Source organism: Klebsiella sp. K5-306, from assembly GCF_051835185.1.
Lineage (GTDB): Bacteria > Pseudomonadota > Gammaproteobacteria > Enterobacterales > Enterobacteriaceae > Klebsiella > Klebsiella oxytoca.
In genome coordinates, this window is record NZ_JAIFJY010000005.1 from 179,290 (window position 1) to 203,864 (window position 24,575).

A 24,575-nucleotide genomic window follows, 5' to 3' on the forward strand; every position below is an offset into this window, starting at 1 on the left:
AGGTTTTCTGCGTTCCCCGCTGGTATTTTATAAGGGGTTTACGCTTGTTTGACCGTTATGATGCCGGTGAGCAGGCGGTACTGGTACACATCTATTTTTCGCAAGACAAAGATATGGAAGATCTCCAGGAGTTTGAAACTCTGGCCTCTTCCGCCGGTGTCGAAGCAATGCAGGTGATTACCGGTAGCCGTAAAGCACCGCACCCGAAGTATTTTGTTGGTGAAGGTAAAGCTGTCGAAATTGCGGAAGCCGTAAAAGCGACCGGTGCATCGGTCGTGCTCTTCGATCATGCCCTGAGTCCGGCGCAGGAACGAAATCTCGAACGCTTATGCGAATGTCGGGTTATCGATCGCACCGGCCTGATTTTAGATATTTTTGCCCAACGAGCGCGTACCCACGAAGGGAAACTGCAGGTTGAGCTGGCGCAGCTGCGCCACATGGCGACTCGCCTCGTTCGCGGCTGGACCCACCTTGAAAGACAGAAAGGCGGGATTGGTTTGCGCGGCCCGGGTGAAACCCAGCTCGAAACTGACCGCCGATTGCTGCGTAACCGTATTATGCAGATCCTGTCGCGACTGGAAAAAGTTGAAAAACAGCGCGAGCAAGGACGGCGGTCACGGGCCAAAGCCGATATTCCCACCGTGTCGTTGGTCGGTTATACCAACGCCGGTAAATCCACGCTGTTCAATCAGATAACTGAAGCTGAGGTCTATGCAGCGAACCAGCTGTTCGCCACTCTGGATCCGACGCTGCGCCGCATCGATGTCCCTGATGTTGGCGAAACCGTGCTGGCGGATACCGTAGGTTTCATTCGTCATCTGCCGCACGATCTGGTGGCCGCGTTTAAAGCGACTCTCCAGGAGACGCGCCAGGCGACGCTGCTGCTGCATGTCATTGATGCGGCGGATGTTCGCGTGCAGGAAAATATTGACGCAGTAAATACGGTACTCGCGGAAATCGAGGCCGATGAGATCCCGGCGCTGCTGGTCATGAATAAAATCGACATGCTGGATGATTTTGAGCCGCGTATCGATCGGGATGAAGAAAACAAACCGATTCGGGTCTGGCTTTCCGCCCAGACCGGGGTTGGCGTACCGCTGCTTTTTCAGGCTTTGACGGAACGGCTCTCTGGTGAAGTGGCTCAGCATACGCTGCGCCTGCCGCCGCAGGAAGGCCGGTTGAGAAGCCGATTCTATCAGCTTCAGGCGATAGAGAAAGAGTGGATGGAGGATGACGGTAGCGTTGGTCTGCAGGTGCGCATGCCGATCGTTGACTGGCGTCGCCTCTGTAAACAAGAGCCAGCGCTGGTTGAATACGTGATTTGACCTTGCAGCTTGCCTGAAGATATTAACCCCTGTGGGGATATCAAAAACAAATATGGAGCATATACATGGCGTGGAATCAGCCCGGTAATAACGGACAGGACCGCGACCCGTGGGGAAGCAGCAATAACCAAGGCGGCAACTCTGGGGGAAATGGCAACAAAGGTGGTCGCGAGCAGGGACCTCCCGATCTGGATGATATCTTCCGTAAGCTAAGTAAAAAACTTGGCGGCCTGGGCGGCGGGAAAGGTGGACTGGGCGGCGGTAGCGGCTCACAGGGACCACGCGGGCCTATGGGCGGACGTATCGTCGGCATCGTTGCCGCCGCTGCGGTTATTATCTGGGCAGCCAGCGGTTTCTATACCATTAAAGAAGCTGAACGTGGCGTCGTCACTCGCTTTGGTAAATTTAGCCATCTGGTTGAGCCTGGCCTTAACTGGAAACCCACCTTCATTGATAACGTTCAGGCGGTTAACGTTGAGTCGGTGCGCGAACTGGCGGCCTCCGGCGTCATGCTGACGTCAGACGAAAACGTCGTGCGCGTTGAGATGAACGTACAGTACCGCGTGACCGACCCGGAACGCTATCTGTTTAGCGTGACCAGCGCTGACGACAGCCTGCGTCAGGCAACCGACAGCGCGCTGCGTGGCGTTATTGGTAAATACACGATGGACCGTATCCTGACCGAAGGGCGTACCGTCATTCGTAGCGATACCCAGCGTGAGCTGGAAGAGACGATTCGTCCGTATAACATGGGTATCACCCTGCTGGACGTCAACTTCCAGACGGCGCGTCCGCCGGAGGAAGTGAAAGCCGCATTTGATGATGCGATTGCCGCACGTGAAAACGAACAGCAGTACATTCGTGAAGCGGAAGCTTACACCAACGAAGTTCAGCCACGGGCTAATGGTCAGGCGCAGCGTATCCTTGAAGAGGCTCGCGCGTACAAGACCCAGACCGTTCTTGAAGCGCAGGGTGAAGTGGCTCGCTTTGCAAAAATTCTGCCTGAGTATAAAGCGGCTCCGGAAATCACCCGCGAGCGTCTGTATATCGAAACCATGGAAAAAGTGCTGAGCCATACTCGTAAAGTGCTGGTTAACGATAAGGGGAGCAACCTGATGGTTCTGCCTCTGGATCAGATGCTGAAAGGCGCTGGCGCGCCAGCGGCAAAGAGTGATAGCGGTGGCGCAAGCGATCTGCTGCGTCTGCCGCCTGCATCCAGCTCAAGCAGCGCCAGTAACGCTTCTACCTCTACGGGAGGCACCATTATGGACCAACGCCGCGCCAACGCGCAGCGTAACGACTACCAGCGTCAGGGGGAATAACGATGCGTAAATCTGTTATCGCGATAATTGTCATCGTGCTGGTGGTGCTCTATATGTCTATCTTTGTTGTCAAAGAGGGCGAGCGCGGTATCACGCTGCGTTTTGGTAAAGTTCTGCGCGACGATGAAAACAAACCGCTGGTGTATGCGCCTGGCCTTCACTTCAAGATTCCATTTATTGAATCCGTGAAGATGCTCGATGCGCGTATTCAGACGATGGACAATCAGGCCGACCGCTTTGTTACCAAAGAGAAAAAGGACCTGATCGTTGACTCCTATATCAAGTGGCGCATCAGCGACTTTAGCCGTTACTACCTGGCTACCGGCGGTGGTGACGTCTCCCAGGCCGAAGTACTGTTGAAGCGTAAATTCTCCGACCGTCTGCGTTCTGAAATTGGTCGTCTGGATGTGAAAGACATCGTGACCGACTCCCGCGGTCGTTTGACCCTGGAAGTACGCGATGCCCTGAACTCAGGCTCTGCGGGCACAGAAGATGAAGTCAGTACGCCGGCTGCCGATGATGCAATTGCCAAAGCGGCGGAGCGAGTTGAAGCAGAAACGAACGGTAAGGTTCAGGTGATCAACCCGAACAGTATGGCGGCGCTGGGTATTGAAGTCGTCGACGTTCGTATTAAGCAGATCAACCTGCCTGCTGAAGTGTCTGAAGCGATCTACAACCGTATGCGCGCTGAGCGTGAAGCGGTAGCTCGTCGCCATCGCTCACAGGGTCAGGAAGAAGCTGAAAAACTGCGCGCGACTGCGGACTATGAAGTCACCAAAACGCTGGCGGAAGCCGAGCGCCAGGGGCGTATCCTGCGCGGTGAAGGCGATGCGGAATCCGCAAAACTGTTTGCTGATGCATTCAGTCAGGATCCAGGATTCTACGCCTTTATCCGTAGCCTGCGTGCGTACGAGAACAGCTTCAAGAGCAATCAGGACGTGATGGTTCTCAGTCCGGACAGTGATTTCTTCCGCTATATGAAATCTCCAGCGGCAGCGACTCGCTGATAAGCAATGAGTATGCAAAAAGGCGTCCATCAGGGCGCCTTTTTTACATGATGAAAGCGATTAATTACCGCGGTGTTTTTTATTCAATGAACCCACGGATGCTACGTTTTGCGAGAATGCTTCATTTTTAAAACCAGCGCTTAATTCATTATCTTCGTTTCTGGGGTTAGTACGCTAATCGATCATTGAAATTAAGAAAAAACAAGTTGTTATGTATTTCGTTTCATAAAGCCGGTTCATAACATTGATGAAATAGCGGAGAATGTGAAGTGAGGTGCAACTCAACGCGAGTGAGCGCCTGGTGCTGTACTGGCTGCATTTAAATAAAGGTGAATAATGAACTCAACAATCTGGTTGGCACTGGCGCTGGTTTTAGTACTTGAAGGGCTTGGACCGCTGCTTTATCCCCGCGCATGGCGCCGTATGGTCGCCACGATGAGCCAGCTACCGGATAATTTATTACGCCGCTTTGGCGGGGGACTTGTGGTTGCCGGCATCGTCATCTACTACATGTTGAGGAAAACGATTGGCTGAGCGCAAAGTAGACTAATTTACCGTCTTTTGAGTGCAAAAAGTGCTGTAACTCTGAAAAAGCGATGGTAGAATCCATTTTTAAGCAAACGGTGATTTTGAAAAATGGGTAACAACGTCGTCGTACTGGGCACCCAATGGGGTGACGAAGGTAAAGGGAAGATCGTCGATCTCCTGACTGAACGGGCTAAATATGTTGTGCGCTATCAGGGCGGTCACAACGCCGGCCATACTCTCGTAATCAACGGTGAAAAAACCGTCCTCCATCTCATTCCATCAGGAATTCTTCGTGAGAATGTCACCAGCATCATCGGTAACGGTGTGGTGCTGTCTCCGGCTGCGCTGATGAAAGAGATGAAAGGTCTGGAAGACCGTGGTATCCCTGTTCGCGAGCGTCTGCTGCTTTCTGAAGCTTGTCCGCTTATCCTCGAATATCATGTTGCGCTGGATGTTGCGCGTGAGAAAGCGCGCGGCGCGAAAGCTATCGGTACGACCGGTCGCGGTATCGGCCCGGCTTACGAAGATAAAGTGGCTCGCCGCGGTCTGCGCGTTGGCGATCTGTTTGATAAAGCTACCTTCGCTGACAAACTGAAAGAGGTGATGGAATATCACAACTTCCAGCTGGTGAATTTCTATAAAGCTGAAGCGGTTGATTACCAAAAAGTTCTGGATGACGTGATGGCGATTGCCGACATCCTGACCTCCATGGTGGTTGATGTTTCCGATCTGCTTGACCAGGCGCGTAAGCGTGGCGATTTCGTCATGTTTGAAGGCGCGCAGGGTACGCTGCTTGATATCGACCACGGTACCTATCCATACGTAACGTCTTCCAACACCACCGCAGGTGGCGTGGCGACCGGCTCCGGTTTGGGCCCGCGTTATGTTGATTACGTTCTGGGTATTATCAAAGCCTACTCTACTCGCGTAGGCGCAGGCCCGTTCCCGACTGAGCTGTTTGATGAAACCGGCGAGTTCCTGTGTAAACAGGGTAACGAGTTTGGCGCCACCACCGGCCGTCGTCGTCGTACCGGTTGGCTGGATGCCGTTGCGGTACGTCGTGCGGTGCAGATTAACTCCCTGTCTGGTTTCTGCCTGACTAAGCTTGACGTCCTGGACGGCCTGAAAGAAGTTAAAATCTGCGTTGCCTACCGTATGCCGGATGGCCGTGAAGTGACCACCACTCCGCTGGCTGCCGACAACTGGGAAGGTATTGAGCCGGTTTATGAAACAATGCCGGGCTGGTCTGAAACCACCTTCGGTGTGAAAGAGCGCAGCGGTCTGCCGCAGGCAGCGCTGAACTACATCGCCCGCATTGAAGAGCTGACCGGCGTACCGGTTGATATTATCTCTACCGGTCCTGACCGTACCGAGACGATGATTCTGCGCGATCCTTTCGACGCATAATTATCTCCAGGGGCGCCGTTCAGGCGCCTCTTGTTTTTGCTGTTCGCCCGCCCCATTTAAATAAATTAGCGGCCTGAGCGCTGGCTGGTTTATCATCAATAGTAATTACGTCTACCGACGCACTCTGTTTTTCTTTTCCCTGAGGTTGATTGTGCAGTTAACGAGTTTCACTGATTACGGACTACGCGCGCTGATTTATATGGCGTCGCTGCCGGATGGAAGAATGACCAGTATCTCCGAAGTGACGGAGGTTTACGGCGTTTCCCGTAATCATATGGTTAAGATAATCAATCAGCTGAGCCGCGTGGGTTATGTGACGGCGGTTCGGGGAAAGAACGGCGGAATTCGTCTGGGGAAACCGGCAAATATGATTCGCGTGGGTGATGTGGTTCGCGATCTGGAGCCGCTCTCTTTAGTCAACTGCAGCAGTGAATTTTGCCATATTACGCCCGCCTGTCGTCTGAAACAGGCGCTTGCTGAAGCCGCGCAAAGTTTTCTCAAGGAACTGGATAACTACACGCTGGCCGATTTGGTTGAAAAGAATCAACCGCTTTATAAATTATTACTGGTGGAGTGACGTAAACTTCACTGGAGATGACAACGGAGGAACCGACATGTCACAAGATCCTTTCCTGGACCGCGAATCTGAAAAATACGCTAATCCAATCCCGAGCCGGGAATTTATCCTCGATCATTTAGCAAAACGTGAAAAACCGGCCAGCCGAGATGAGCTGGCAATTGAGCTGAATATTGAAGGCGAAGAACAACAAGAAGCATTGCGCCGCAGACTGCGCGCAATGGAACGCGATGGTCAACTGGTCTTTACGCGTCGTCAGTGCTATGCGCTGCCGGAACGTCTCGATCTGCTAAAGGGGACCGTTATTGGCCACCGCGACGGTTATGGCTTCCTGCGCGTTGAAGGCCGTAAAGATGACCTTTATTTGTCGTCCGAGCAGATGAAAACCTGCATTCACGGCGATCAGGTACTGGCGCAGCCGTTAGGCGCCGACCGTAAAGGCCGCCGGGAAGCGCGTATCGTCCGCGTGCTGGTGCCCAAAACCAGCCAGATTGTGGGCCGCTACTTTACCGAAGCGGGCGTAGGCTTCGTTGTGCCTGATGATAGCCGCTTGAGCTTCGATATCCTGATTCCTCCCGAAGAGATCATGGGCGCGAGGATGGGCTTTGTAGTGGTGGTTGAGCTGACCCAGCGTCCAACCCGGCGCACCAAAGCGGTCGGCAAAATTGTTGAGGTCCTCGGCGACAACATGGGTACCGGCATGGCGGTCGATATGGCTCTGCGCACCCATGAAATCCCCTACGTCTGGCCGCCAGCAGTAGAAAAACAGGTTGCTGGCCTGAAAGAGCAGGTACCGGAAGAAGCGAAAGCCGGTCGCGTGGATTTGCGTAATCTGCCGCTGGTTACTATTGATGGCGAAGATGCCCGTGACTTTGATGATGCCGTGTACTGCGAAAAGAAACGCGGCGGCGGCTGGCGTCTGTGGGTGGCGATTGCCGATGTGAGCTACTACGTGCGTCCTGGTACGCCGCTGGATGGCGAGGCGCGCAGCCGCGGCACCTCGGTCTACTTCCCGTCGCAGGTCGTTCCCATGCTGCCTGAAGTACTCTCTAACGGCCTGTGCTCACTGAATCCTCAGGTCGACAGACTCTGTATGGTTTGTGAAATGACGATTTCGGCTAAGGGTCGTCTCACCGGCTTCAAATTCTACGAAGCGGTGATGAGCTCTCATGCCCGTCTGACCTATACCAAAGTCTGGCATATGCTGCAGGGCGATCGGGATCTGCGTGAGCAGTACGCGCCTTTGGTCAAGCACATTGAAGAGCTACACAACCTCTACAAAGTGCTGGACGGCGCGCGTGAAGAGCGTGGCGGTATCTCATTTGAGAGTGAAGAAGCTAAATTCATCTTTAATGCTGAACGTCGTATTGAACGTATTGAGCAGACTCAGCGTAACGACGCGCACAAGCTGATTGAAGAGTGCATGATCCTGGCGAACATTTCCGCGGCGCGCTTCGTTGAGAAGGCCGAGGAGCCGGCGCTGTTCCGTATCCATGACAAACCAAGCACCGAAGCGATTACCGCATTCCGTTCGGTTCTTGCAGAGCTGGGGCTTGAGCTGCCTGGCGGCAACAAGCCGGAGCCGCGCGACTATGCGCAATTACTGGAGTCTATCGCCGACCGTCCTGACGCTGAGATGCTGCAAACTATGCTGCTGCGCTCGATGAAACAGGCAGTATACGATCCGGAAAACCGCGGCCACTTTGGTCTGGCGCTGCAATCTTACGCTCACTTTACTTCGCCGATTCGCCGCTATCCTGACCTGTCGCTGCATCGCGCGATCAAGTATTTACTGGCGAAAGAGCAAGGGCATAAAGGTAATAGCACTGAGACCGGCGGCTGGCACTACAGCATGGATGAGATGCTGCAACTGGGGGCGCACTGTTCGATGACCGAGCGCCGTGCTGATGAAGCGACGCGCGATGTCTCGGACTGGTTGAAGTGTGATTTCATGTTGGATCAGGTCGGTAACGTCTTTAAGGGCGTGATTGCCAGCGTGACCGGCTTTGGTTTCTTCGTACGTCTTAATGAACTATTTATCGATGGTCTGGTGCACGTCTCTTCCCTTGATAACGATTACTACCGTTTCGACCAGGTAGGACAGCGTCTGATCGGTGAATCCGGCGGTCAAACCTATCGTCTGGGCGATCGCGTTGAAGTACGCGTTGAAGCGGTGAATATGGATGAGCGTAAAATTGATTTCTCGCTTATCTCCAGCGAGCGCGCCCCGCGCAACGTCGGTAAGACCGAGCGTGAAAAGGCGAAGAAAGGGGCGGCAGGTAAAGCTTCCGGACGTCGCCGCCAGGCTGGTAAGCAGGTAAACTTCGAGCCGGATAGCGCATTCCGTAAACCGAAAGGTCAATCCCAGCCGAAGGCCGCTCAGCCAAAAGGCGAGAAGAAAGCGAAGAAGCCGTCGGCGAAAACCCAAAAGATAGCTGCTGCGACCAAAGCCAGGCGCGCGGCGAAAAAGAAAATAGCTGAGTAATGAGATTTCCTTTACCCTGGCTTCTTGCGTTATTCCGCAGTGGTCGGGGTGAAGGGAACTGATAACAGAACCTAAAACGAGTAGATAAATGAGTGAAATGATTTACGGCATCCACGCGGTGCAGGCACTGCTGGAGCGCGCACCTGAGCGTTTTCAGGAAGTCTTTATTCTGAAAGGCCGTGAGGATAAGCGCCTTATGCCGCTGATCCATGCTCTGGAAGCACAGGGCGTAGTGATTCAGGTCGCCAGCCGCCAGTTTCTCGATGAGAAAAGCGAAGGCGCCGTTCATCAGGGAATTATTGCCCGCGTGAAGCCCGGACGTCAGTATCAGGAGAACGATCTGCCGGATCTGATCGCTTCTCTCGATCAGCCATTCTTTTTGATCCTCGACGGCGTGACCGATCCGCACAACCTCGGCGCCTGTTTGCGTAGCGCTGATGCTGCAGGCGTACATGCGGTGATTGTGCCCAAAGATCGCTCCGCGCAGCTGAATGCCACGGCGAAAAAAGTCGCCTGCGGCGCGGCGGAGAACGTTCCGCTCATTCGCGTCACCAACCTGGCACGCACCATGCGTCTGCTGCAGGAAGAGAACGTCTGGATCGTCGGTACCGCGGGTGAAGCCGACCATACGCTGTTCCAGAGCAAGATGACCGGTTCGCTGGCGCTGGTGATGGGCGCGGAAGGTGAAGGCATGCGACGCCTGACCCGCGAGCACTGCGACGAATTGATCAGCATTCCGATGGCCGGCAGCGTCTCGTCGCTGAACGTATCGGTCGCCACCGGGATTTGCCTGTTTGAAGCGGTGCGTCAGCGCAGCTAATCTCTTCTTCCTGTATAAGCCATTCTCCGGGATGGCTTATCTTCGTCTTGCCTGTTCATCTTCTCGTTCCGTCTGACGGGCGATTTCCAGACCTCTTTCCACATAGTTCAATAGCTGGCTTAAGGATAACGCCTCTCCTGGTTCATCTCCCGTTTGCTCGATGAATTTAAGCTGCGCGCCCCGATTTTTTAATATCTTGATGAGATTGAGAAAATTTCCAACGGGATTCTGCTCTTCAAGGATATCGTCGCAAATTTTGCTTTCATCAAATGAGGTAACGTAGCCCGAAGCGTTCAGGTTCTGCTTGATGGCGTTAATCGCCAGATGGGGTAGATGCCGACGGATAAGCGGAATATAGGTCAGTGCGTTTTCCCGATCTTCAATAATTAAATGAATCATGAAATTCCCTTTCAGATTGTGAGAGAACTTTATAACAGAGTTCTCTGACGGAAAGTGCGCCGTTGTCCATACTTATCGGCAGAGCCATTGAAGGAGGGAAACATCATGCACTGGCAAACTCATACCGTATTTAATCAACCCGCGCCGCTGTGTAACAGCAACTTATTCCTGTCCGATACCGCCCTGCGTGAAGCCGTTGTCCGCGAAGGCGCGGGCTGGGATGGCGATCTGCTGGCGAGTATTGGCCAACAGCTGGGGACGGCAGAATCGCTGGAGCTGGGGCGTCTGGCTAACGGTAATCCGCCGGAACTATTGCGCTATGATGCGACGGGATCGCGGCTTGACGATGTTCGTTTCCATCCCGCCTGGCATCTGCTGATGCAAGGATTATGCGCTAACCGGGTGCATAACCTTGCCTGGCAGGATGACGCTCGCGAAGGCGCCTTCGTTGCCCGCGCTGCCCGCTTTATGCTGCATGCGCAGGTCGAGGCGGGAACCCTGTGCCCCGTCACGATGACCTTTGCCGCTATTCCAATGCTGCAGCGCTCCTTACACGGGGCTTTTAGCGACTGGCTATCGCCGCTCCTAAGCGATCGCTACGATCCGCATCTGGCGCCGGGTAACCAGAAGCGAGGGCTGCTTATCGGAATGGGGATGACGGAAAAGCAGGGGGGATCCGATGTCCTGAGCAACACGACGCGTGCGGAAAAAACCGCCGAAGGCTTTTATCATCTTATCGGTCATAAATGGTTTTTCTCGGTACCGCAGAGCGATGCTCATCTGGTGCTGGCGCAGGCGCCGGCGGGACTCTCCTGCTTTTTTGTCCCGCGCCTGCTGCCGGACGGTCAGCGTAACGGCGTACGCCTGGAAAGGCTGAAAGATAAATTAGGTAACCGCGCGAACGCCAGTGGCGAGGTTGAGTTTTACAATGCTTGCGGCTGGCCGATCGGGGAAGAGGGCGATGGCATCCGCCAGATTCTTAAGATGGGGGGCCTGACCCGCTTTGACTGCGCGCTGGGCAGCCATGCGCTGATGCGCCGGGCTTATTCAGTCGCCCTGTATCATGCTCTGCAGCGCCAGGCATTTGGCAAAAATCTGGTCGATCAACCGATGATGCGTCAGGTTCTGGGGCAAATGGCGCTGCGGCTGGAAGGGCAAACCGCCTTTCTGTTCCGCCTGGCGCGTGCCTGGGACAGACGCGGTGATGCGCAGGAAGCGCTGTGGGCAAGGCTTTTCACGCCCGCGGCAAAATTTGCGGTCTGCAAATCCGGGATCGCCTTCGTCGCTGAAGCGATGGAGGTGCTGGGGGGATCGGGCTATTGCGAAGAGAGTGAACTACCGCGTTTGTACCGCGAAATGCCGGTAAACAGTATCTGGGAAGGTTCCGCTAATATTATGTGCCTGGACGTGATGCGTGTACTGATGAAGCAGCCGGCGGCGCTTGAACTACTGGCGGCGGAGTGCGCGGAAGTGAAAGGGCAAAACCGTCATTTCGATCGCGCATGGCGGCAGTTGCAGCAATGGTTGCGGCGACCTGTGGAAGCGCAGGGGCGGGAAATTACCCGGCTGGTCTATAGGCTGGGCGTTGGCGCGCAGGTATTACGCGTTGCTTCACCGCCGTTGGCGGAAGCCTGGTGCCGTATGATGCTCGACACGCGCGGCGGCATGCGTCTGGACGAGCAGACGCTGGACGACTTGCTGCTACGGGCAATGGGGCGTGGACGTCAGGCGCCTCAGGCATAGAGAATGGCCTGTACCCGCCAGTTATCCGGCTGCTGCTCTTCGTACATCTGGACGATGCGATACCAGGACGCGCCCTGCTCATCGGCCTGCAAGGCGATAGCATGCTCAACGTCCTGCTGGCTGCCGGAAATATTGTTAACGCAAATCAGGCCAATTTCGTTCAGGCCAGTCACGCAGTCAGCGCTGGCAAACTCCGCTGACTGCGCGGAAGTATTGGCCGTGACGGTGGTCAACATCAGGCTGGGTAGGGAAAAATTTCGTTTCATCGTCAGCTCCATTTCACATAGTCCTGAGGGCAGTCCGTTGCTAACGTTCTGCCAGGTTACAGCTGGCCGAACGTTATTATGCACAGGAGAACGTGAATGGGCGCAAAGCAGTGTAAAGCTGGCTTAAAGATTGACCGCTATTTACGGTACAAAATCGCCTGCGAATACCATTGGCCGGGAACCATGGTGTCATCAATCATAATGATGACGTAGTAATCCGCCTTAGCTGCTTCAGCTTTGACTCTTAGCGCAGCCTCGACATCCATCGGCGAGCCGTACCTTAAGACGCTCACCGTGCCCATCTTCTGCAAGCCCATCGTCTGATTACGTTGGATCTCTTGCGGATGGTCGGTTGCTGGCGGCGGCGCTTCTGGCGTCCCTTGTAGCGCACTACAGCCGCTTAAAGCGATAGCCAATAGCCAGGGTATAAACCTACGCATAGCCATATCTCGTTTCCTGATAGTCATAGTGTAGTGGTAGCCTGAATCTCATTTCTGGGGAATGTTCCCAAATTGTTATCCGGTACGCGATTTTCGAATGAAAATATCGTGAAAGCGTAATCTGGTTCTCAAGATTATGAATCATGTGCGAACAAGAGACTCGAGTAATAACATAGCACCACACCACTATAGAGAAAGGAGACGGTAAATGATTGCACTAGAAATGCGTAACCTTGCGGGTGGGGAAGTTCTCCATGCGTGCCCGCACGGCGCTGCGGATTCACCGCTGCCTTGCATCGTCTTTTATCATGGATTTACCTCTTCTAAGCTAGTCTACAGCTACTTTGCCGTTGCTCTGGCAGAGGCCGGGTTTCGGGTCATTATGCCCGATGCGGCCGAACACGGTGCGCGCTATCAGGGAGATGAACAAGGGCGGATGCAGCGCTTCTGGCCGATCCTGATGCAAAATTTTGCTGAATTTCCGGCATTACAGGAGGCGATTCGTGCGCAGGGATGGCTTGCTGACGACAGGCTGGCGGTTGCCGGAGCATCGATGGGCGGAATGACGGCGCTGGGGATAATGACCCATCATCCAGAGCTGAAAAGCGTTGCCTGCCTGATGGGGTCTGGCTATTTCAGTACGCTCTCGCAGAGGCTTTTCCCTTCGCCTTCATTTGATGCAGCGCAGCTGGCGGATTGGGACGTCAGCCAGCAGCTGGCGACGCTTGGCAGTCGGCCGCTGCTGCTCTGGCACGGCGATGAAGATGATGTGGTGCCTCCGGAAGAGACCTTCCGTCTGCAGCAGGCGCTGCGGCAACATGAAATGACCGATAAGTTAACCTGCCTCTGGCAGAAGGGCGTCCGTCACCGCATTACGCCAGAGGCGTTAGCAGCGACGGTGGCGTTTTTTCAACGCCATCTTTAAACGCGAATCACCTGAACGCCCTGATCCTCAAGCTGCTTGAGGATCGCTTCATCCGCCTGTTTTCCGGTAATCACCAGGTCGATTTGCCCGGCCTGGCTAAACAGCATTCCGGCGCGTTCGCCAACTTTACTGCTGTCGACCAGTACCGCGAGTTTACCGACGACGTTAAGCATTTTTTGCTCCGCCATCGCTGTCAGCATATCGGTTTTATATAGCCCTTCGGCGGTGAGACCTTTGCCGCTGGTAAACATCCAGTGCCCGGCGTACAGGCTGTTTTCGCTGCCCTGCGGGCTCAGGGTGATGGAGTGGCTGCGGTTATACTGTCCGCCCATAATGATGACGCTGTCGTGTTCCTGATCGATCAGGTAATTGGCCAGCGGCAAATAGTTCGTGATGATCTGTACCGGTTTTCCGCACAGCTCTTGCCCAAGCAGGAAGGCGGTAGAGCCGCAGTTGATAACAATACTTTCGCCGGGGTTGACCAGTTGCGAAGCCGCACGTGCAATCCGCACTTTCTCGTCGTGGTTTTGCGCCTGGTGAATATTCATTGGTGACCAGCGCGGGCGCTGTTCGCTGATGGCTTCCGCGCCGTTGCGGACTTTTTTTAGTTTGCCGCTGTCGTCGAGCTTATTGATATCGCGCCGTGCCGTCGCCGGAGAAATTCCCAGTCGGGAAATCACCTGCTCCACGGTGACAAATCCCGTTTGTGCCAGCAAATCCAGTAAAATTTGATGTCTTTGCGCTTCCGTCATGAGCAAATCCGATTAAAAGTGATAAGCAAAGATGATATTTGAAATCAGGTGAAAATACTAATGCTGACGGGGATAATTTCCGGCGGGGGCTCCCGCCGGAGATGCCTTAGAGGAAGGACTTAAAGGGGAGGTCCGGTTCCATGGTGAAGCAATCGTCGAATCCGCGAGGATAGTGGTATTCGAAGTTGTCTTTATCCAGCGGCCAGGTGAACTTCCCGCCGACCTGCCAGATAAATGGCTTAAAGCCATACTTCAGGCGGTCTTTTTTCATTTCCCACAGAACGCGGATCTCCTGCGGATCGGCCTGGAAATTTGACCAGATATCGTGATGGAACGGGATCACCACTTTGGTATTCAGCGACTCGGCCATGCGCAGGATATCGGCGCTGGTCATTTTGTCGGTAATGCCGCGCGGGTTCTCGCCATAGGAGCCCAGAGCCACGTCGATTTGGTGCTCGTTCCCGTGCTTCGCGTAGTAGTTAGAGTAGTGAGAATCGCCGCTGTGGTACAGGTTGCCGCCCGGCGTTTTAAACAAGTAGTTCACCGCGCGCTGATCCATCCCATCCGGCAGCACGCCCGCGGCTTTTTGTTCCGCGGGTAAGGTGATCAGGGCGGTACGGTCAAAGGCGTCGAGCGCGTGGATTTCAATATCTTTGATTTTAACCACATCGCCCGGTTTCATCACTATGCAGCGTTCTTTCGGAACGCCCCAGCCCATCCACAGATCGACGCAGGTTTGCGGGCCGATAAACGGTACGTCTTCGGCGCAGTTCTGCATGACCGCGGCGGCCACGTTCACATCAATATGATCGTTATGATCGTGGGTAGACAGCACGGCGTCGATCTGGCGAATGGCGAACGGATCGAGGACAAACGGAGTGGTCCGCAGGTTTGGCTGGAGCTTCTTCACACCCGCCATGCGCTGCATCTGGTGGCCCGTTTTCATCAGCGGGTTGCCGTGGCTTTGCTTGCCGGTGCCGCACCAGAAGTCGACGCAGATATTGGCTCCGCCTTCGGATTTTAGCCAGATGCCCGTACAACCCAACCACCACATGGCAAAGGTGCCCGGCGCCACCTGCTCTTGCTCAATCTCTTCGTTCAGCCAGCTGCCCCATTCCGGAAAAGTGTTCAGGATCCATGATTCGCGGGTGATGGTTTGCACTTTACTCATTTATTTTCCCCTCACATATTATCAAAAGTAATCACATTGTGATTTGTTTTGAAGAATACTGGCATCGTTTGTTCAGGATTGCAATCCTGAATTTTGCCTGTTCTGGAGGCAATCCTAAGGGGTAAACGGAGGTTAAGACAGATTTTATGATATATGTGGAATTATATTTTATTGATTTTAATGTGTTATTTTTTATTTTATGAAAATGAGAATTAATACGATGGCGGATTGTGTGATTATTTGCGGCGTGCGTCACATTTAATCAAATATAATCTTGTTGTGATTATTTTTGATTATTAGAGTGATCCCAACAACAAACCCTGAGCGTAGCGTGCGTTCAGAGCGTCCACCTTCTGGAGTGTGTTATGGAGATTCTCTACCACATCTTTACCGTGTTCTTTAACCAGGTAATGACTAACGCCCCGCTACTGCTGGGGATTGTGACCTGCCTGGGCTATATCCTGCTGCGTAAAAGCGCCAGCGTTATTGTTAAAGGGACGATTAAAACCATTATCGGTTTTATGCTGTTGCAGGCTGGCTCCGGCATTCTGACCAGCACCTTTAAGCCGGTAGTGGCGAAAATGTCTGAGGTTTATGGCATTAACGGGGCTATCTCCGATACCTACGCATCAATGATGGCCACGATCGAACGCATGGGAGACGCCTACAGCTGGGTGGGCTATGCCGTGCTGTTAGCTCTGGCGTTGAATATTTGTTACGTCCTGCTGCGGCGTATTACCGGTATTCGCACCATCATGCTGACCGGGCACATCATGTTCCAGCAGGCTGGGTTGATTGCCGTCTCTTTTTACATCTTCGGCTACCCGATGTGGACGACCATCATCTGTACGGCGGTGCTGGTATCGCTCTATTGGGGCATTACCTCGAACATGATGTACAAGCCGACCCAGGAAGTGACTGACGGCTGCGGCTTCTCCATCGGTCACCAGCAGCAGTTCGCTTCATGGATTGCTTACAAGGTCGCTCCGTATCTGGGTAAAAAGGAGGAGAGCGTTGAAGATCTTAAGCTGCCGGGCTGGCTGAACATCTTTCACGACAACATCGTCTCCACGGCCATTGTGATGACTATTTTCTTCGGCGCGATCCTGCTCTCCTTCGGCATCGATACCGTACAGGCGATGGCGGGCAATACCCACTGGACGGTCTATATCCTGCAAACGGGCTTCTCGTTCGCCGTGGCTATTTTCATTATCACCCAGGGCGTGCGCATGTTCGTCGCCGAACTTTCCGAGGCGTTCAACGGTATCTCCCAGCGCCTGATTCCCGGCGCCGTGCTAGCCATTGACTGTGCGGCGATCTATAGCTTTGCGCCAAACGCCGTCGTCTGGGGCTTTATGTGGGGCACCATCGGCCAGCTGATCGCCGTCGGTATTCTGGTGGGCGTCGGCTCTTCCATTCTGATTATTCCGGGCTTTATCCCGATGTTCTTCTCGAACGCCACCATCGGCGTCTTTGCTAACCACTTTGGCGGCTGGCGCGCGGCGCTCAAGATTTGCCTGGTGATGGGAATGATTGAAATCTTTGGCTGCGTCTGGGCGGTGAAGCTGACCGGCATGAGCGCCTGGATGGGCATGGCGGACTGGTCAATTCTGGCGCCGCCGATGATGCAGGGCTTCGCCTCCATCGGTATCGCGTTTATGGCCGTCATCATCATTATTGCACTGGCTTATATGTTCTTCGCAGGGCGCACGCTGCGTGCTGAAGAGGACGCGGAAAAACAACTGGCAGATGCTTCTGCTCAATAAGGAGTTTTGACTATGACCGTACGTATTCTGGCTGTATGTGGCAACGGGCAAGGAAGTTCCATGATCATGAAGATGAAGGTGGACCAGTTTTTGACCCAGTCAAATATCGATCACACGGTGAACAGCTGCGCGGTGGGGGAATATAAAAGCGAACTAAACGGCGCGGACATTATCATCGCCTCCACCCATATCGCCGGTGAGATTAGCGTCTCCGGCAATAAATACGTGGTTGGGGTACGCAACATGCTCTCGCCAGCGGATTTTGGCCCAAAACTGCTGGAAGTGATCAAAGCGCACTTTCCGCAGGATGTGAAGTAAGGACGCCAAATGAAATTACGTGATTCGCTGGTGGAGAATAACTCCATCCTTTTACAGGCTGATGCCAGCACCTGGCAGGAAGCCGTCAAGCTGAGCGTTGATTTGCTGGTGAAAGCCGATGTGGTAGAGCCGCGCTACTACCAGGCCATTCTGGATGGCGTAGCTCAGCACGGCCCTTATTTTGTGATAGCTCCAGGCCTGGCGATGCCGCACGGTCGCCCGGAAGAGGGAGTCAAGAAAACTGGCTTTGCGCTGGTCACGCTGAAAACGCCGCTGGTTTTCAATCATGAGGATAACGACCCGGTCGACATCCTGATCACCATGGCGGCCGTGGATGCCAATACCCATCAGGAAGTGGGCATCATGCAGATCGTCAATCTGTTTGAAGACGAAGCCAATTTTGACCGTTTACGCGCCTGCCGCACCGCGCAGCAAGTGCTGGATTTAATTGATAACGCCACGGCGGCGGCCGTTTAAAAGGAAGAGAAAATGTCATTACCTATGTTGCAGGTTGCGCTCGATAATCAATCCATGTCTTCCGCGTATGAAACGACGCGCCTGATAGCCGATGAAGTGGATATTATTGAAGTCGGCACCATCCTTTGCGTGGCTGAAGGCGTTCGTGCCGTTCGCGACCTGAAGGCGCTCTATCCCAACAAAATCGTGCTGGCGGACGCTAAAATCGCCGATGCTGGTAAAATCCTCTCCCGCATGTGCTTTGAAGCCAACGCCGACTGGGTAACCGTGATCTGCTGTGCGGACATCAACACCACCAAAGGCGCGCTGGACGTGGCGAAAGAGTACAACGGAGACGTTCAGATTGAACTGACCGGCTACTGGACCTGGGAGCAGGCGCAGGAGTGGCGCGAAGCGGGTATCCAGCAGGTAGTCTATCACCGTAGCCGCGACGCCCAGGCGGCCGGGGTGGCATGGGGCGAGGCGGATATTAACGCTATCAAACGCCTGTCCGATATGGGCTTTAAAGTCACCGTCACCGGCGGCCTGGCGCTGGAGGATTTGCCGCTGTTCCAGGGAATTCCGATCCACGTCTTTATCGCCGGGCGCAGCATTCGCGACGCCGCTTCGCCGGTGGAAGCCGCCCGGCAGTTCAAACGTTCTATCGCCCAACTGTGGGGCTAAGGAGCGGCTATGCTGTCGAAACATATTCCGCTCGGCATCTATGAAAAAGCGCTCCCCGCCGGGGAGTGCTGGCTGGAACGCCTGCAGCTGGCTAAGGCGCTCGGTTTTGATTTCGTCGAAATGTCGGTCGATGAAACTGACGCCCGCCTGGCCCGACTCGACTGGAGCCGGGAGCAGCGCTTCGCGCTGGTTAACGCGATTGCCGAAACCGGGGTGCGCGTGCCCTCAATGTGCCTGAGCGCCCATCGGCGCTTCCCGCTCGGTAGCGAAGACGACGCGGTACGGGCGCAGGGACTGGAGATTATGCGCAAAGCCATTCAGCTGGCGCAGGATGTAGGCATTCGCGTTATTCAGCTGGCGGGTTACGACGTTTACTACCAGGAGGCCAACAACGAGACGCGCCGTCGTTTCCGTGACGGGCTAAAAGAGAGCGTTGAAATGGCCAGCCGCGCGCAGGTAACGCTGGCGATGGAAATCATGGACTATCCGCTGATGAACTCGATCAGCAAGGCGCTGGGCTATGCTCATTACCTGAATAATCCGTGGTTCCAGCTCTATCCGGACATCGGCAACCTTTCCGCCTGGGATAACGACGTGCAGATGGAGCTGCAGGCCGGTATGGGGCATATCGTGGCGGTGCATATAAAAGATACGAAACCCGGCGTATTTAAAAACGTGCCGTTCGGCGAAGGCGTCGTCGATTTTGAACGTTGTTTCGAAACGCTCAAGCAGACGGGCTACTGCGGCCCGTATCTAATTGAAATGTGGAGCGAAACGACCGACGATCCGGCCGCCGAGGTCGCGAAAGCACGCGATTGGGTGAAGGCGAGGATGGCCAGCGCCGGTCTGGTGGAGGCAGCATAATGCAAACGCTAAAACGGCAGGTATTTGAAGCCAATATGGATTTACCGCGCTACGGCCTGGTCACTTTTACCTGGGGTAACGTCAGCGCTATCGACCGCGAACGCGGGCTGGTGGCGATTAAGCCCAGCGGCGTCGCCTACGAGGTTATGAAAGCGGACGATATGGTGGTCGTGGATCTGGAGGGGAGAGTGGTCGACGGGCGGTATCGTCCCTCTTCCGATACCGCCACGCATCTGGCGCTGTATCGCCGCTACCCGAGTCTGGGGGGCGTGATACATACTCATTCGACGCACGCAACGGCCTGGGCACAGGCGGGTCTGGCCATTCCCGCGCTGGGAACGACCCATGCGGACTACTTCTTTGGCGATATCCCCTGCACCCGGGCGTTAAGCGCGCAGGAAGTGGCGGAGGCTTATGAGCTGAATACCGGCCACGTGATTATCGAAACGCTGGGCGACGTTGAGCCGCTGCATACGCCGGGCGTCGTGGTCTATCAGCACGGGCCTTTTGCCTGGGGCAAAGATGCGCACGATGCGGTGCACAACGCGGTGGTGATGGAAGAAGTGGCGCGGATGGCGTGGATTGCTCGCGGGATCAACCCGCAGCTGAAGCCCATCGATAGCTGGCTGATGGACAAACACTTCATGCGCAAGCACGGGCCAAACGCCTACTACGGGCAAAAGTGAAATACGTGCTCCGGAGCATTTCATCTTTATGATGAATCAACCGGTCTGCTCCGGAGCCTTTTTTATCGTTGTTGATAAGCCGACGGCATACAGCGCATACCTATCAGCGTCACGACGCAAATTATCGCGCCAGCATAAAATGTCGAGGCGGCGCCCAACATTTCCCACAGCACGCCTGCACCGGCGCTGGCCAGCAGTAGCGCGATTCCGCTCATCAGGTTGAACATTCCGAACGCAGTGCCGCGCAGTTCAGGCGGGGCGGTATGCGCCACCATTGCCGCCAGTAGACCCTGCGTCATGCCCATATGAATACCCCACAGCGCGACGCCGGCTAAAAGCGTGCTCCAGTGGCTACTCAGCGCCAGCACGATATCGGCGGCAATCAGCACCAGCAGGCCCCACTGCAGCATTTTGCTGTGGCTCATCCTGTCCGATAATTTCCCGAAAGGATAGGCAGTCAGGCTGTAGACCAGGTTCATGGCGACCATTACTAGCGGTATGGCGAACAGCGGGAGCGCCATTTGCTGGGCGCGTAGCACCAGAAAGGCTTCGCTGAAGCGGGCGAGGGTGAAAATCGAGCCAATAGCCACCACCCACCAGTAAGCGGCGGAAAGCTTCTTGAGATTCTCGCGGCGCAGGGGATTGGTACGTTTCTGGACGACCGATGTGTTGGGTTCTTTTAACCCAAAGCCCAACAGAGCGATTGAGAGGACGGCGGGAATCGCCGCGACCCAGAAAATCGACTGGAAATCGTTATCCCAGAGAAACATCAGCGCGACGGCAAGCAGCGGGCCCAGAAACGCGCCGATGGTGTCCAGCGCCTGGCGCAGCCCGTAGGCGGCCCCGCGAATTTCCGGGGGAGTGACGTCGGCAACCAGCGCATCCCGCGGCGCGCCGCGTATTCCTTTGCCGATGCGGTCGATCATTCGTGCGCTAAACACCATGCCGGAGGTAGGGGCGATAGCAAAAAGAGGCTTACTCAGCGCTCCCAGACCATAGCCGAGCAGCGCCAGCCCTTTACGTTTGCCGACATAATCGCTGATGACGCCGGAAAACACCTTCAGCATCAGCGCGGTGGCTTCCGCCACGCCTTCGATAATGCCGATAATAATCACGCTGGCTCCCAGCGTGGTGGCCATAAATAAAGGGAGCAGGCTGTGGATCATTTCTGAGGAAACATCCATCAGCAAGCTAACGCCGCCCAGCACCCAAACCCCTTTTGGGATACGGCTGAGCGTGGCAAAACGCGGAACCATGAATCACTCCAGAGAATCATGCAGTTAAAGAGAGATTAAATCAGGTTACGCGCAGGCTGATAAGTCACGAGGAAAAATAATTCTCAATTGCATTAAGCAACGCTCTCTTCCGCGACGCGGCTGACGCCTTACAAACATCAGGTTCTGTGTTTTGTGTCGAATTGAGCAACGTCGGCGGGCCGGGCAGGAGCATCGCTGACTTCCTCTGTTATTGGATGAAGTCAGCGCTCCGGAGGCGTTAGCGGTAAATGACGGCGCTGGCGTGAATTTGCCCATCGCTTCCCGGTTCATGAATAAGGATTGGCTGGAAGTATTTCGCTCCCTGAACATCGCTCTGCTGGCTAAGCGCCTGGTCAGCTTCCTGCTCGGTGGCGATGTTATGGTTGATATAGATAACGCCGAGGCTCTGCACATCATCCATATTGCGGGCCTGGCGGGCATCGATTTTAATAGCAGCCAGCGCGTTGGCGCATAACAAAAGCGCTGCCATCATGGTTATGAGGATGTATTTCATCATCTACGCTCCTTATGACAGTCCTGACGTTCACCCGCTTCCCTGGGGTATGGATTGCTTCTGATCTAATTGTAATCGCTGCCTCTCTGGCGTATCGCGACCATTTCTGATGCAGTTGTTCAAAAAATTGTCGCTTCCGCTGTTGATTAATTTTAAATCACGGGCTTAGGGCCACTTTACGCTTAGTGCGAATTATTTGCACAATTCACTTGTCTTAAACCCCGCCCGCCCGTATTATGACGCGTCAATTTTTCAGCCGCCCTTTAACACGTTCCTTGCCTCCATGGGCCGCGGCTGACCCAGACAGGAGGCTGAATAATCCGTAAGGAGCAATTCGATGCGTCATTACGAAATCGTTTTTATGGTCCATCCTGACCAGAGCGAACAGGTTCCGGGCATGATCGAACGTTACACTGGTGCAATCACTGCAGCAGAAGGTACGATCCACCGTCTGGAAGACTGGGGCCGCCGTCAGCTGGCTTATCCGATCAACAAACTGCACAAAGCTCACTACGTTCTGCTGAACGTTGAAGCGCCGCAGGAAGCGATCGATGAGCTGGAAACTAACTTCCGCTTCAACGACGCCGTTATCCGCAGCATGGTAATGCGTACTAAGCACGCTGTTACCGAAGCATCTCCGATGGTTAAAGCGAAAGACGAGCGCCGTGAGCGTCGCGAAGATTTCGCTAACGAAACCGCAGATGATTCTGAAGCTGGGGATTCTGAAGAGTAATCCTGATGACCAATCGTCTGGAGCTGTCCGGCATTGTTTGCAGGACTCCACTTCGTAAGGTCAGCCCGTCAGGAATTCCACACTGCCAGTTCGTGCTTGAGCATCGTTCAGTGCAGGAGGAAGCCGGTTTTCACCGGCAGGCGTGGTGCCAGATGCCCGTGATAATCAGCGGACACCAGAACCAGGCCATTACTCACAGTATAACGGTCGGTAGCGCAGTAATCGTTCGAGGGTTCATCTCTTGCCACAAGGCAAAGAACGGCTTGAGCAAAATGGTTCTGCATGCCGAGCAGATTGAATTGATAGATTCTGGAGACTAGCCATATGGCACGTTATTTCCGTCGTCGCAAGTTCTGCCGTTTCACCGCGGAAGGCGTTCAAGAGATCGACTATAAAGATATCGCTACGCTGAAAAACTACATCACCGAAAGCGGTAAGATTGTCCCGAGCCGTATCACCGGTACCCGTGCAAAATATCAGCGTCAGCTGGCACGCGCTATCAAACGCGCTCGCTACCTGTCCCTGCTGCCGTACACTGATCGTCATCAGTAATCGGTCACGGTCCATTAATACGACTTTGAGAGGATAAGGTAATGCAAGTTATTCTGCTTGATAAAGTAGCAAACCTGGGTAGCCTGGGTGATCAGGTTAACGTTAAAGCGGGCTATGCTCGTAACTTCCTGGTACCACAGGGTAAAGCTGTTCCTGCTACCAAGAAAAACGTTGAATTCTTCGAAGCACGCCGTGCTGAACTGGAAGCCAAACTGGCAGAAGTTCTGAGCGCTGCTAACGCACGTGCTGAAGCAATCAACGCACTGGGCACCGTTACCATCGCGTCTAAATCTGGCGACGAAGGTAAACTGTTCGGTTCCATCGGTACTCGCGACATCGCTGACGCTGTAACTGCAGCTGGCGTTGCCGTTGCTAAGAGCGAAGTTCGTCTGCCGAACGGCGTTCTGCGCACCACCGGTGAGCACGAAGTGGACTTCCAGGTTCACAGCGAAGTCTTCGCTAAACTGGTTGTTAACGTTGTAGCTGAGTAATTTATTACTCAACTCACGTCGAGACGCCGGCCCTGTGCCGGCGTTTTGCTTTTCTGTATTTGCCTAATCTTTTCCTGGTATGGTGGCTATTCTTAGCAACTTTCTGGATAATAAAATAAAACACTATTTTATTTCTGGTGAAGTGAATGGACGCACCCTCAATATTTTCCCGCAAGAATGTGGCTTATGCCTGCGCAACCCTCTGCTGCCTGCTGTGGGGAAGCTCCTATCCGGCGATTAAAAGCGGCTATGAACTGTTTCAGATTGCCACTGATGATGTGCCGTCAAAAATCGTTTTTGCTGGCTATCGCTTCCTGTTTGCCGGAACCCTGCTGCTGCTCTTCGCGCTGGTGCAACGTAAGCCGATTGCCCGCTTAAATCCGCGTCAGTGCGGGCAGCTGGCGATACTGGGCGTTACGCAAACGTCTATCCAGTACGTTTTCTTCTACGTGGGCCTGGCGTTTACCACCGGCGTGAAGGGCTCGATTATGAACGCTACCGGAACCTTCTTCAGCGTCCTGTTGGCGCACTTCATCTATCAGAATGACAAGCTGAGCTATAACAAGGCCATCGGCTGCATTCTCGGTTTTGCCGGCGTCATGTTGGTGAACTTTAATCATTCATTGAGCGATTTTAGCTTTGTCTGGCAAGGTGATGGTTTTGTGGTGCTGGCGGCTTTTATTCTGTCGGCGGCGACGCTATATGGTAAACGCATTTCACAAACGGTTGACCCAACGGTGATGACCGGCTGGCAGCTGGCGTTTGGCGGTCTGGTGCTGGTTGGCGGCGGTTACCTGACCGGCGGAACCCTCGAGGTTCACAGCTCCGCAGCGGTGCTGGTTCTGGCTTATTTGACGCTGCTCTCTTCCATCGCTTTTGCTTTGTGGAGCGTGCTGCTGAAGCATAACCGCGTGAGCATGATTGCGCCGTTCAACTTTGTCATCCCGGTAGCCGGAACCGTGCTGTCGGCCATCTTCCTTGGCGAGAATATTTTTGAACCGAAATATGCGGTTGCGCTGGTGCTGGTGTGCGCCGGGATCTGGTGGGTAAATAAAGTGGGTCAACATCGTTAACTGCCTGATGACGCT

The 24,575-nt window shown here is 54.3% G+C and carries 28 protein-coding genes; 21 read left to right on the forward strand and 7 right to left on the reverse strand.

The annotated features are described in order from the left end of the window. Positions 1-44: 44 nt before the first annotated feature. The 8 genes from hflX to rlmB all read left to right on the forward strand — a co-directional run bounded on the left by hflX (position 45) and on the right by rlmB (position 9,471). A complete protein-coding gene (hflX, locus tag K2184_RS10220) occupies positions 45-1,325 on the forward strand; it encodes a ribosome rescue GTPase HflX (protein WP_004109143.1) in 1,281 nt (426 codons plus the stop codon). A 65-nt stretch (positions 1,326-1,390) separates the two neighbouring features. Next, positions 1,391-2,647 carry an FtsH protease activity modulator HflK gene (hflK, locus tag K2184_RS10225; protein ID WP_196552798.1) on the forward strand — a complete coding sequence of 419 codons (1,257 nt, stop codon included), beginning with the start codon at positions 1,391-1,393 and terminating at the stop codon, positions 2,645-2,647. 2 nt (positions 2,648-2,649) lie between these two features. After that, positions 2,650-3,654 carry a protease modulator HflC gene (hflC, locus tag K2184_RS10230; protein ID WP_004109137.1) on the forward strand — a complete coding sequence of 335 codons (1,005 nt, stop codon included), beginning with the start codon at positions 2,650-2,652 and terminating at the stop codon, positions 3,652-3,654. A gap of 336 nt (positions 3,655-3,990) precedes the next feature. Further along, complete coding sequence (locus tag K2184_RS10235) at positions 3,991-4,188, forward strand: DUF2065 domain-containing protein (protein ID WP_004097978.1); 198 nt, start codon at positions 3,991-3,993, stop codon at positions 4,186-4,188. A gap of 102 nt (positions 4,189-4,290) precedes the next feature. Next, a complete protein-coding gene (locus K2184_RS10240; protein WP_004109135.1) occupies positions 4,291-5,589 on the forward strand; it encodes an adenylosuccinate synthase in 1,299 nt (432 codons plus the stop codon). A gap of 151 nt (positions 5,590-5,740) precedes the next feature. Then, positions 5,741-6,166, forward strand: a complete 426-nt coding sequence (nsrR, locus tag K2184_RS10245; protein WP_004097980.1) for a nitric oxide-sensing transcriptional repressor NsrR — start codon at positions 5,741-5,743, stop codon at positions 6,164-6,166. Positions 6,167-6,203: 37 nt separating this feature from the next. Beyond that, positions 6,204-8,651 (forward strand): ribonuclease R, encoded by a 2,448-nt coding sequence (rnr, locus tag K2184_RS10250; protein WP_016809365.1) that lies wholly within the window; start codon positions 6,204-6,206, stop codon positions 8,649-8,651. 88 nt (positions 8,652-8,739) lie between these two features. After that, complete coding sequence (rlmB, locus tag K2184_RS10255; RefSeq protein WP_004109129.1) at positions 8,740-9,471, forward strand: 23S rRNA (guanosine(2251)-2'-O)-methyltransferase RlmB; 732 nt, start codon at positions 8,740-8,742, stop codon at positions 9,469-9,471. Positions 9,472-9,507: 36 nt separating this feature from the next. On the opposite strand, the gene K2184_RS10260 is transcribed toward rlmB, so the two are convergent. Beyond that, entirely contained in the window at positions 9,508-9,870 is a 363-nt protein-coding gene (locus K2184_RS10260) for a hypothetical protein (protein WP_004109127.1), read from the reverse strand. Between the two features lie 105 nt (positions 9,871-9,975). Between K2184_RS10260 and K2184_RS10265 the strand changes: the two genes are divergently transcribed. Further along, positions 9,976-11,613 carry an isovaleryl-CoA dehydrogenase gene (locus K2184_RS10265; RefSeq protein ID WP_163525024.1) on the forward strand — a complete coding sequence of 546 codons (1,638 nt, stop codon included), beginning with the start codon at positions 9,976-9,978 and terminating at the stop codon, positions 11,611-11,613. Here K2184_RS10265 and yjfN read toward each other — a convergent pair. Together yjfN and bsmA are read right to left on the reverse strand one after the other, a co-directional pair. Beyond that, a complete protein-coding gene (gene yjfN / locus K2184_RS10270) occupies positions 11,604-11,879 on the reverse strand; it encodes a DUF1471 family protease activator YjfN (protein ID WP_026055994.1) in 276 nt (91 codons plus the stop codon). The genes K2184_RS10265 and yjfN overlap by 10 nt on opposite strands. Positions 11,880-12,016: 137 nt before the next feature. Beyond that, a complete protein-coding gene (bsmA, locus tag K2184_RS10275; protein ID WP_023320205.1) occupies positions 12,017-12,325 on the reverse strand; it encodes a biofilm peroxide resistance protein BsmA in 309 nt (102 codons plus the stop codon). A 202-nt stretch (positions 12,326-12,527) separates the two neighbouring features. Between bsmA and yjfP the strand changes: the two genes are divergently transcribed. Continuing rightward, positions 12,528-13,244, forward strand: a complete 717-nt coding sequence (yjfP, locus tag K2184_RS10280) for an esterase (protein ID WP_064370798.1) — start codon at positions 12,528-12,530, stop codon at positions 13,242-13,244. On the opposite strand, the gene ulaR is transcribed toward yjfP, so the two are convergent. After that, on the reverse strand, positions 13,241-13,996 hold the full coding sequence (gene ulaR, locus K2184_RS10285; protein WP_004109113.1) for an HTH-type transcriptional regulator UlaR: 756 nt from the start codon (positions 13,994-13,996) through the stop codon (positions 13,241-13,243). The two genes, yjfP and ulaR, sit on opposite strands and share 4 nt — an antisense overlap. Before the next feature lie 106 nt (positions 13,997-14,102). Beyond that, complete coding sequence (gene ulaG / locus K2184_RS10290; protein ID WP_017145082.1) at positions 14,103-15,167, reverse strand: L-ascorbate 6-phosphate lactonase; 1,065 nt, start codon at positions 15,165-15,167, stop codon at positions 14,103-14,105. A 365-nt stretch (positions 15,168-15,532) separates the two neighbouring features. Here ulaG and ulaA point away from each other — a divergent pair, with 365 nt between their 5' ends. The 6 genes from ulaA to K2184_RS10320 are packed head-to-tail and all read left to right on the forward strand — an operon-like array spanning position 15,533 to position 19,941. Continuing rightward, on the forward strand, positions 15,533-16,933 hold the full coding sequence (gene ulaA, locus K2184_RS10295) for a PTS ascorbate transporter subunit IIC (protein ID WP_004109094.1): 1,401 nt from the start codon (positions 15,533-15,535) through the stop codon (positions 16,931-16,933). 12 nt (positions 16,934-16,945) lie between these two features. Further along, positions 16,946-17,251, forward strand: a complete 306-nt coding sequence (ulaB, locus tag K2184_RS10300) for a PTS ascorbate transporter subunit IIB (protein WP_004109091.1) — start codon at positions 16,946-16,948, stop codon at positions 17,249-17,251. A 9-nt stretch (positions 17,252-17,260) separates the two neighbouring features. Continuing rightward, positions 17,261-17,728, forward strand: coding sequence for a PTS ascorbate transporter subunit IIA (gene ulaC, locus K2184_RS10305; protein WP_004109090.1), 468 nt, complete (start codon positions 17,261-17,263; stop codon positions 17,726-17,728). 12 nt (positions 17,729-17,740) lie between these two features. Further along, positions 17,741-18,391, forward strand: coding sequence for a 3-keto-L-gulonate-6-phosphate decarboxylase UlaD (gene ulaD / locus K2184_RS10310; RefSeq protein ID WP_004117409.1), 651 nt, complete (start codon positions 17,741-17,743; stop codon positions 18,389-18,391). A 9-nt stretch (positions 18,392-18,400) separates the two neighbouring features. After that, positions 18,401-19,255, forward strand: a complete 855-nt coding sequence (ulaE, locus tag K2184_RS10315; RefSeq protein ID WP_016809363.1) for an L-ribulose-5-phosphate 3-epimerase UlaE — start codon at positions 18,401-18,403, stop codon at positions 19,253-19,255. Further along, a complete protein-coding gene (locus tag K2184_RS10320) occupies positions 19,255-19,941 on the forward strand; it encodes an L-ribulose-5-phosphate 4-epimerase (protein WP_049129346.1) in 687 nt (228 codons plus the stop codon). Before ulaE ends, K2184_RS10320 begins: the two co-directional genes overlap by 1 nt. A 62-nt stretch (positions 19,942-20,003) precedes the next feature. On the opposite strand, the gene K2184_RS10325 is transcribed toward K2184_RS10320, so the two are convergent. Next, complete coding sequence (locus K2184_RS10325; RefSeq protein WP_123830095.1) at positions 20,004-21,197, reverse strand: MFS transporter; 1,194 nt, start codon at positions 21,195-21,197, stop codon at positions 20,004-20,006. A 238-nt stretch (positions 21,198-21,435) separates the two neighbouring features. Then, complete coding sequence (locus tag K2184_RS10330; RefSeq protein WP_004109070.1) at positions 21,436-21,711, reverse strand: DUF1471 domain-containing protein; 276 nt, start codon at positions 21,709-21,711, stop codon at positions 21,436-21,438. 337 nt (positions 21,712-22,048) lie between these two features. Between K2184_RS10330 and rpsF the strand changes: the two genes are divergently transcribed. From rpsF to K2184_RS10355, 5 genes are all read left to right on the forward strand, one after another. After that, a complete protein-coding gene (gene rpsF, locus K2184_RS10335; protein WP_004098001.1) occupies positions 22,049-22,444 on the forward strand; it encodes a 30S ribosomal protein S6 in 396 nt (131 codons plus the stop codon). Between the two features lie 5 nt (positions 22,445-22,449). After that, positions 22,450-22,764 carry a primosomal replication protein N gene (priB, locus tag K2184_RS10340; protein WP_004098002.1) on the forward strand — a complete coding sequence of 105 codons (315 nt, stop codon included), beginning with the start codon at positions 22,450-22,452 and terminating at the stop codon, positions 22,762-22,764. 4 nt (positions 22,765-22,768) lie between these two features. After that, complete coding sequence (rpsR, locus tag K2184_RS10345; RefSeq protein WP_000135199.1) at positions 22,769-22,996, forward strand: 30S ribosomal protein S18; 228 nt, start codon at positions 22,769-22,771, stop codon at positions 22,994-22,996. A 41-nt stretch (positions 22,997-23,037) separates the two neighbouring features. Next, positions 23,038-23,487, forward strand: a complete 450-nt coding sequence (gene rplI, locus K2184_RS10350; RefSeq protein WP_004109068.1) for a 50S ribosomal protein L9 — start codon at positions 23,038-23,040, stop codon at positions 23,485-23,487. A 146-nt stretch (positions 23,488-23,633) separates the two neighbouring features. Continuing rightward, positions 23,634-24,560 (forward strand): DMT family transporter, encoded by a 927-nt coding sequence (locus tag K2184_RS10355; RefSeq protein ID WP_023329137.1) that lies wholly within the window; start codon positions 23,634-23,636, stop codon positions 24,558-24,560. The last annotated feature ends 15 nt before the right edge of the window (positions 24,561-24,575 follow it).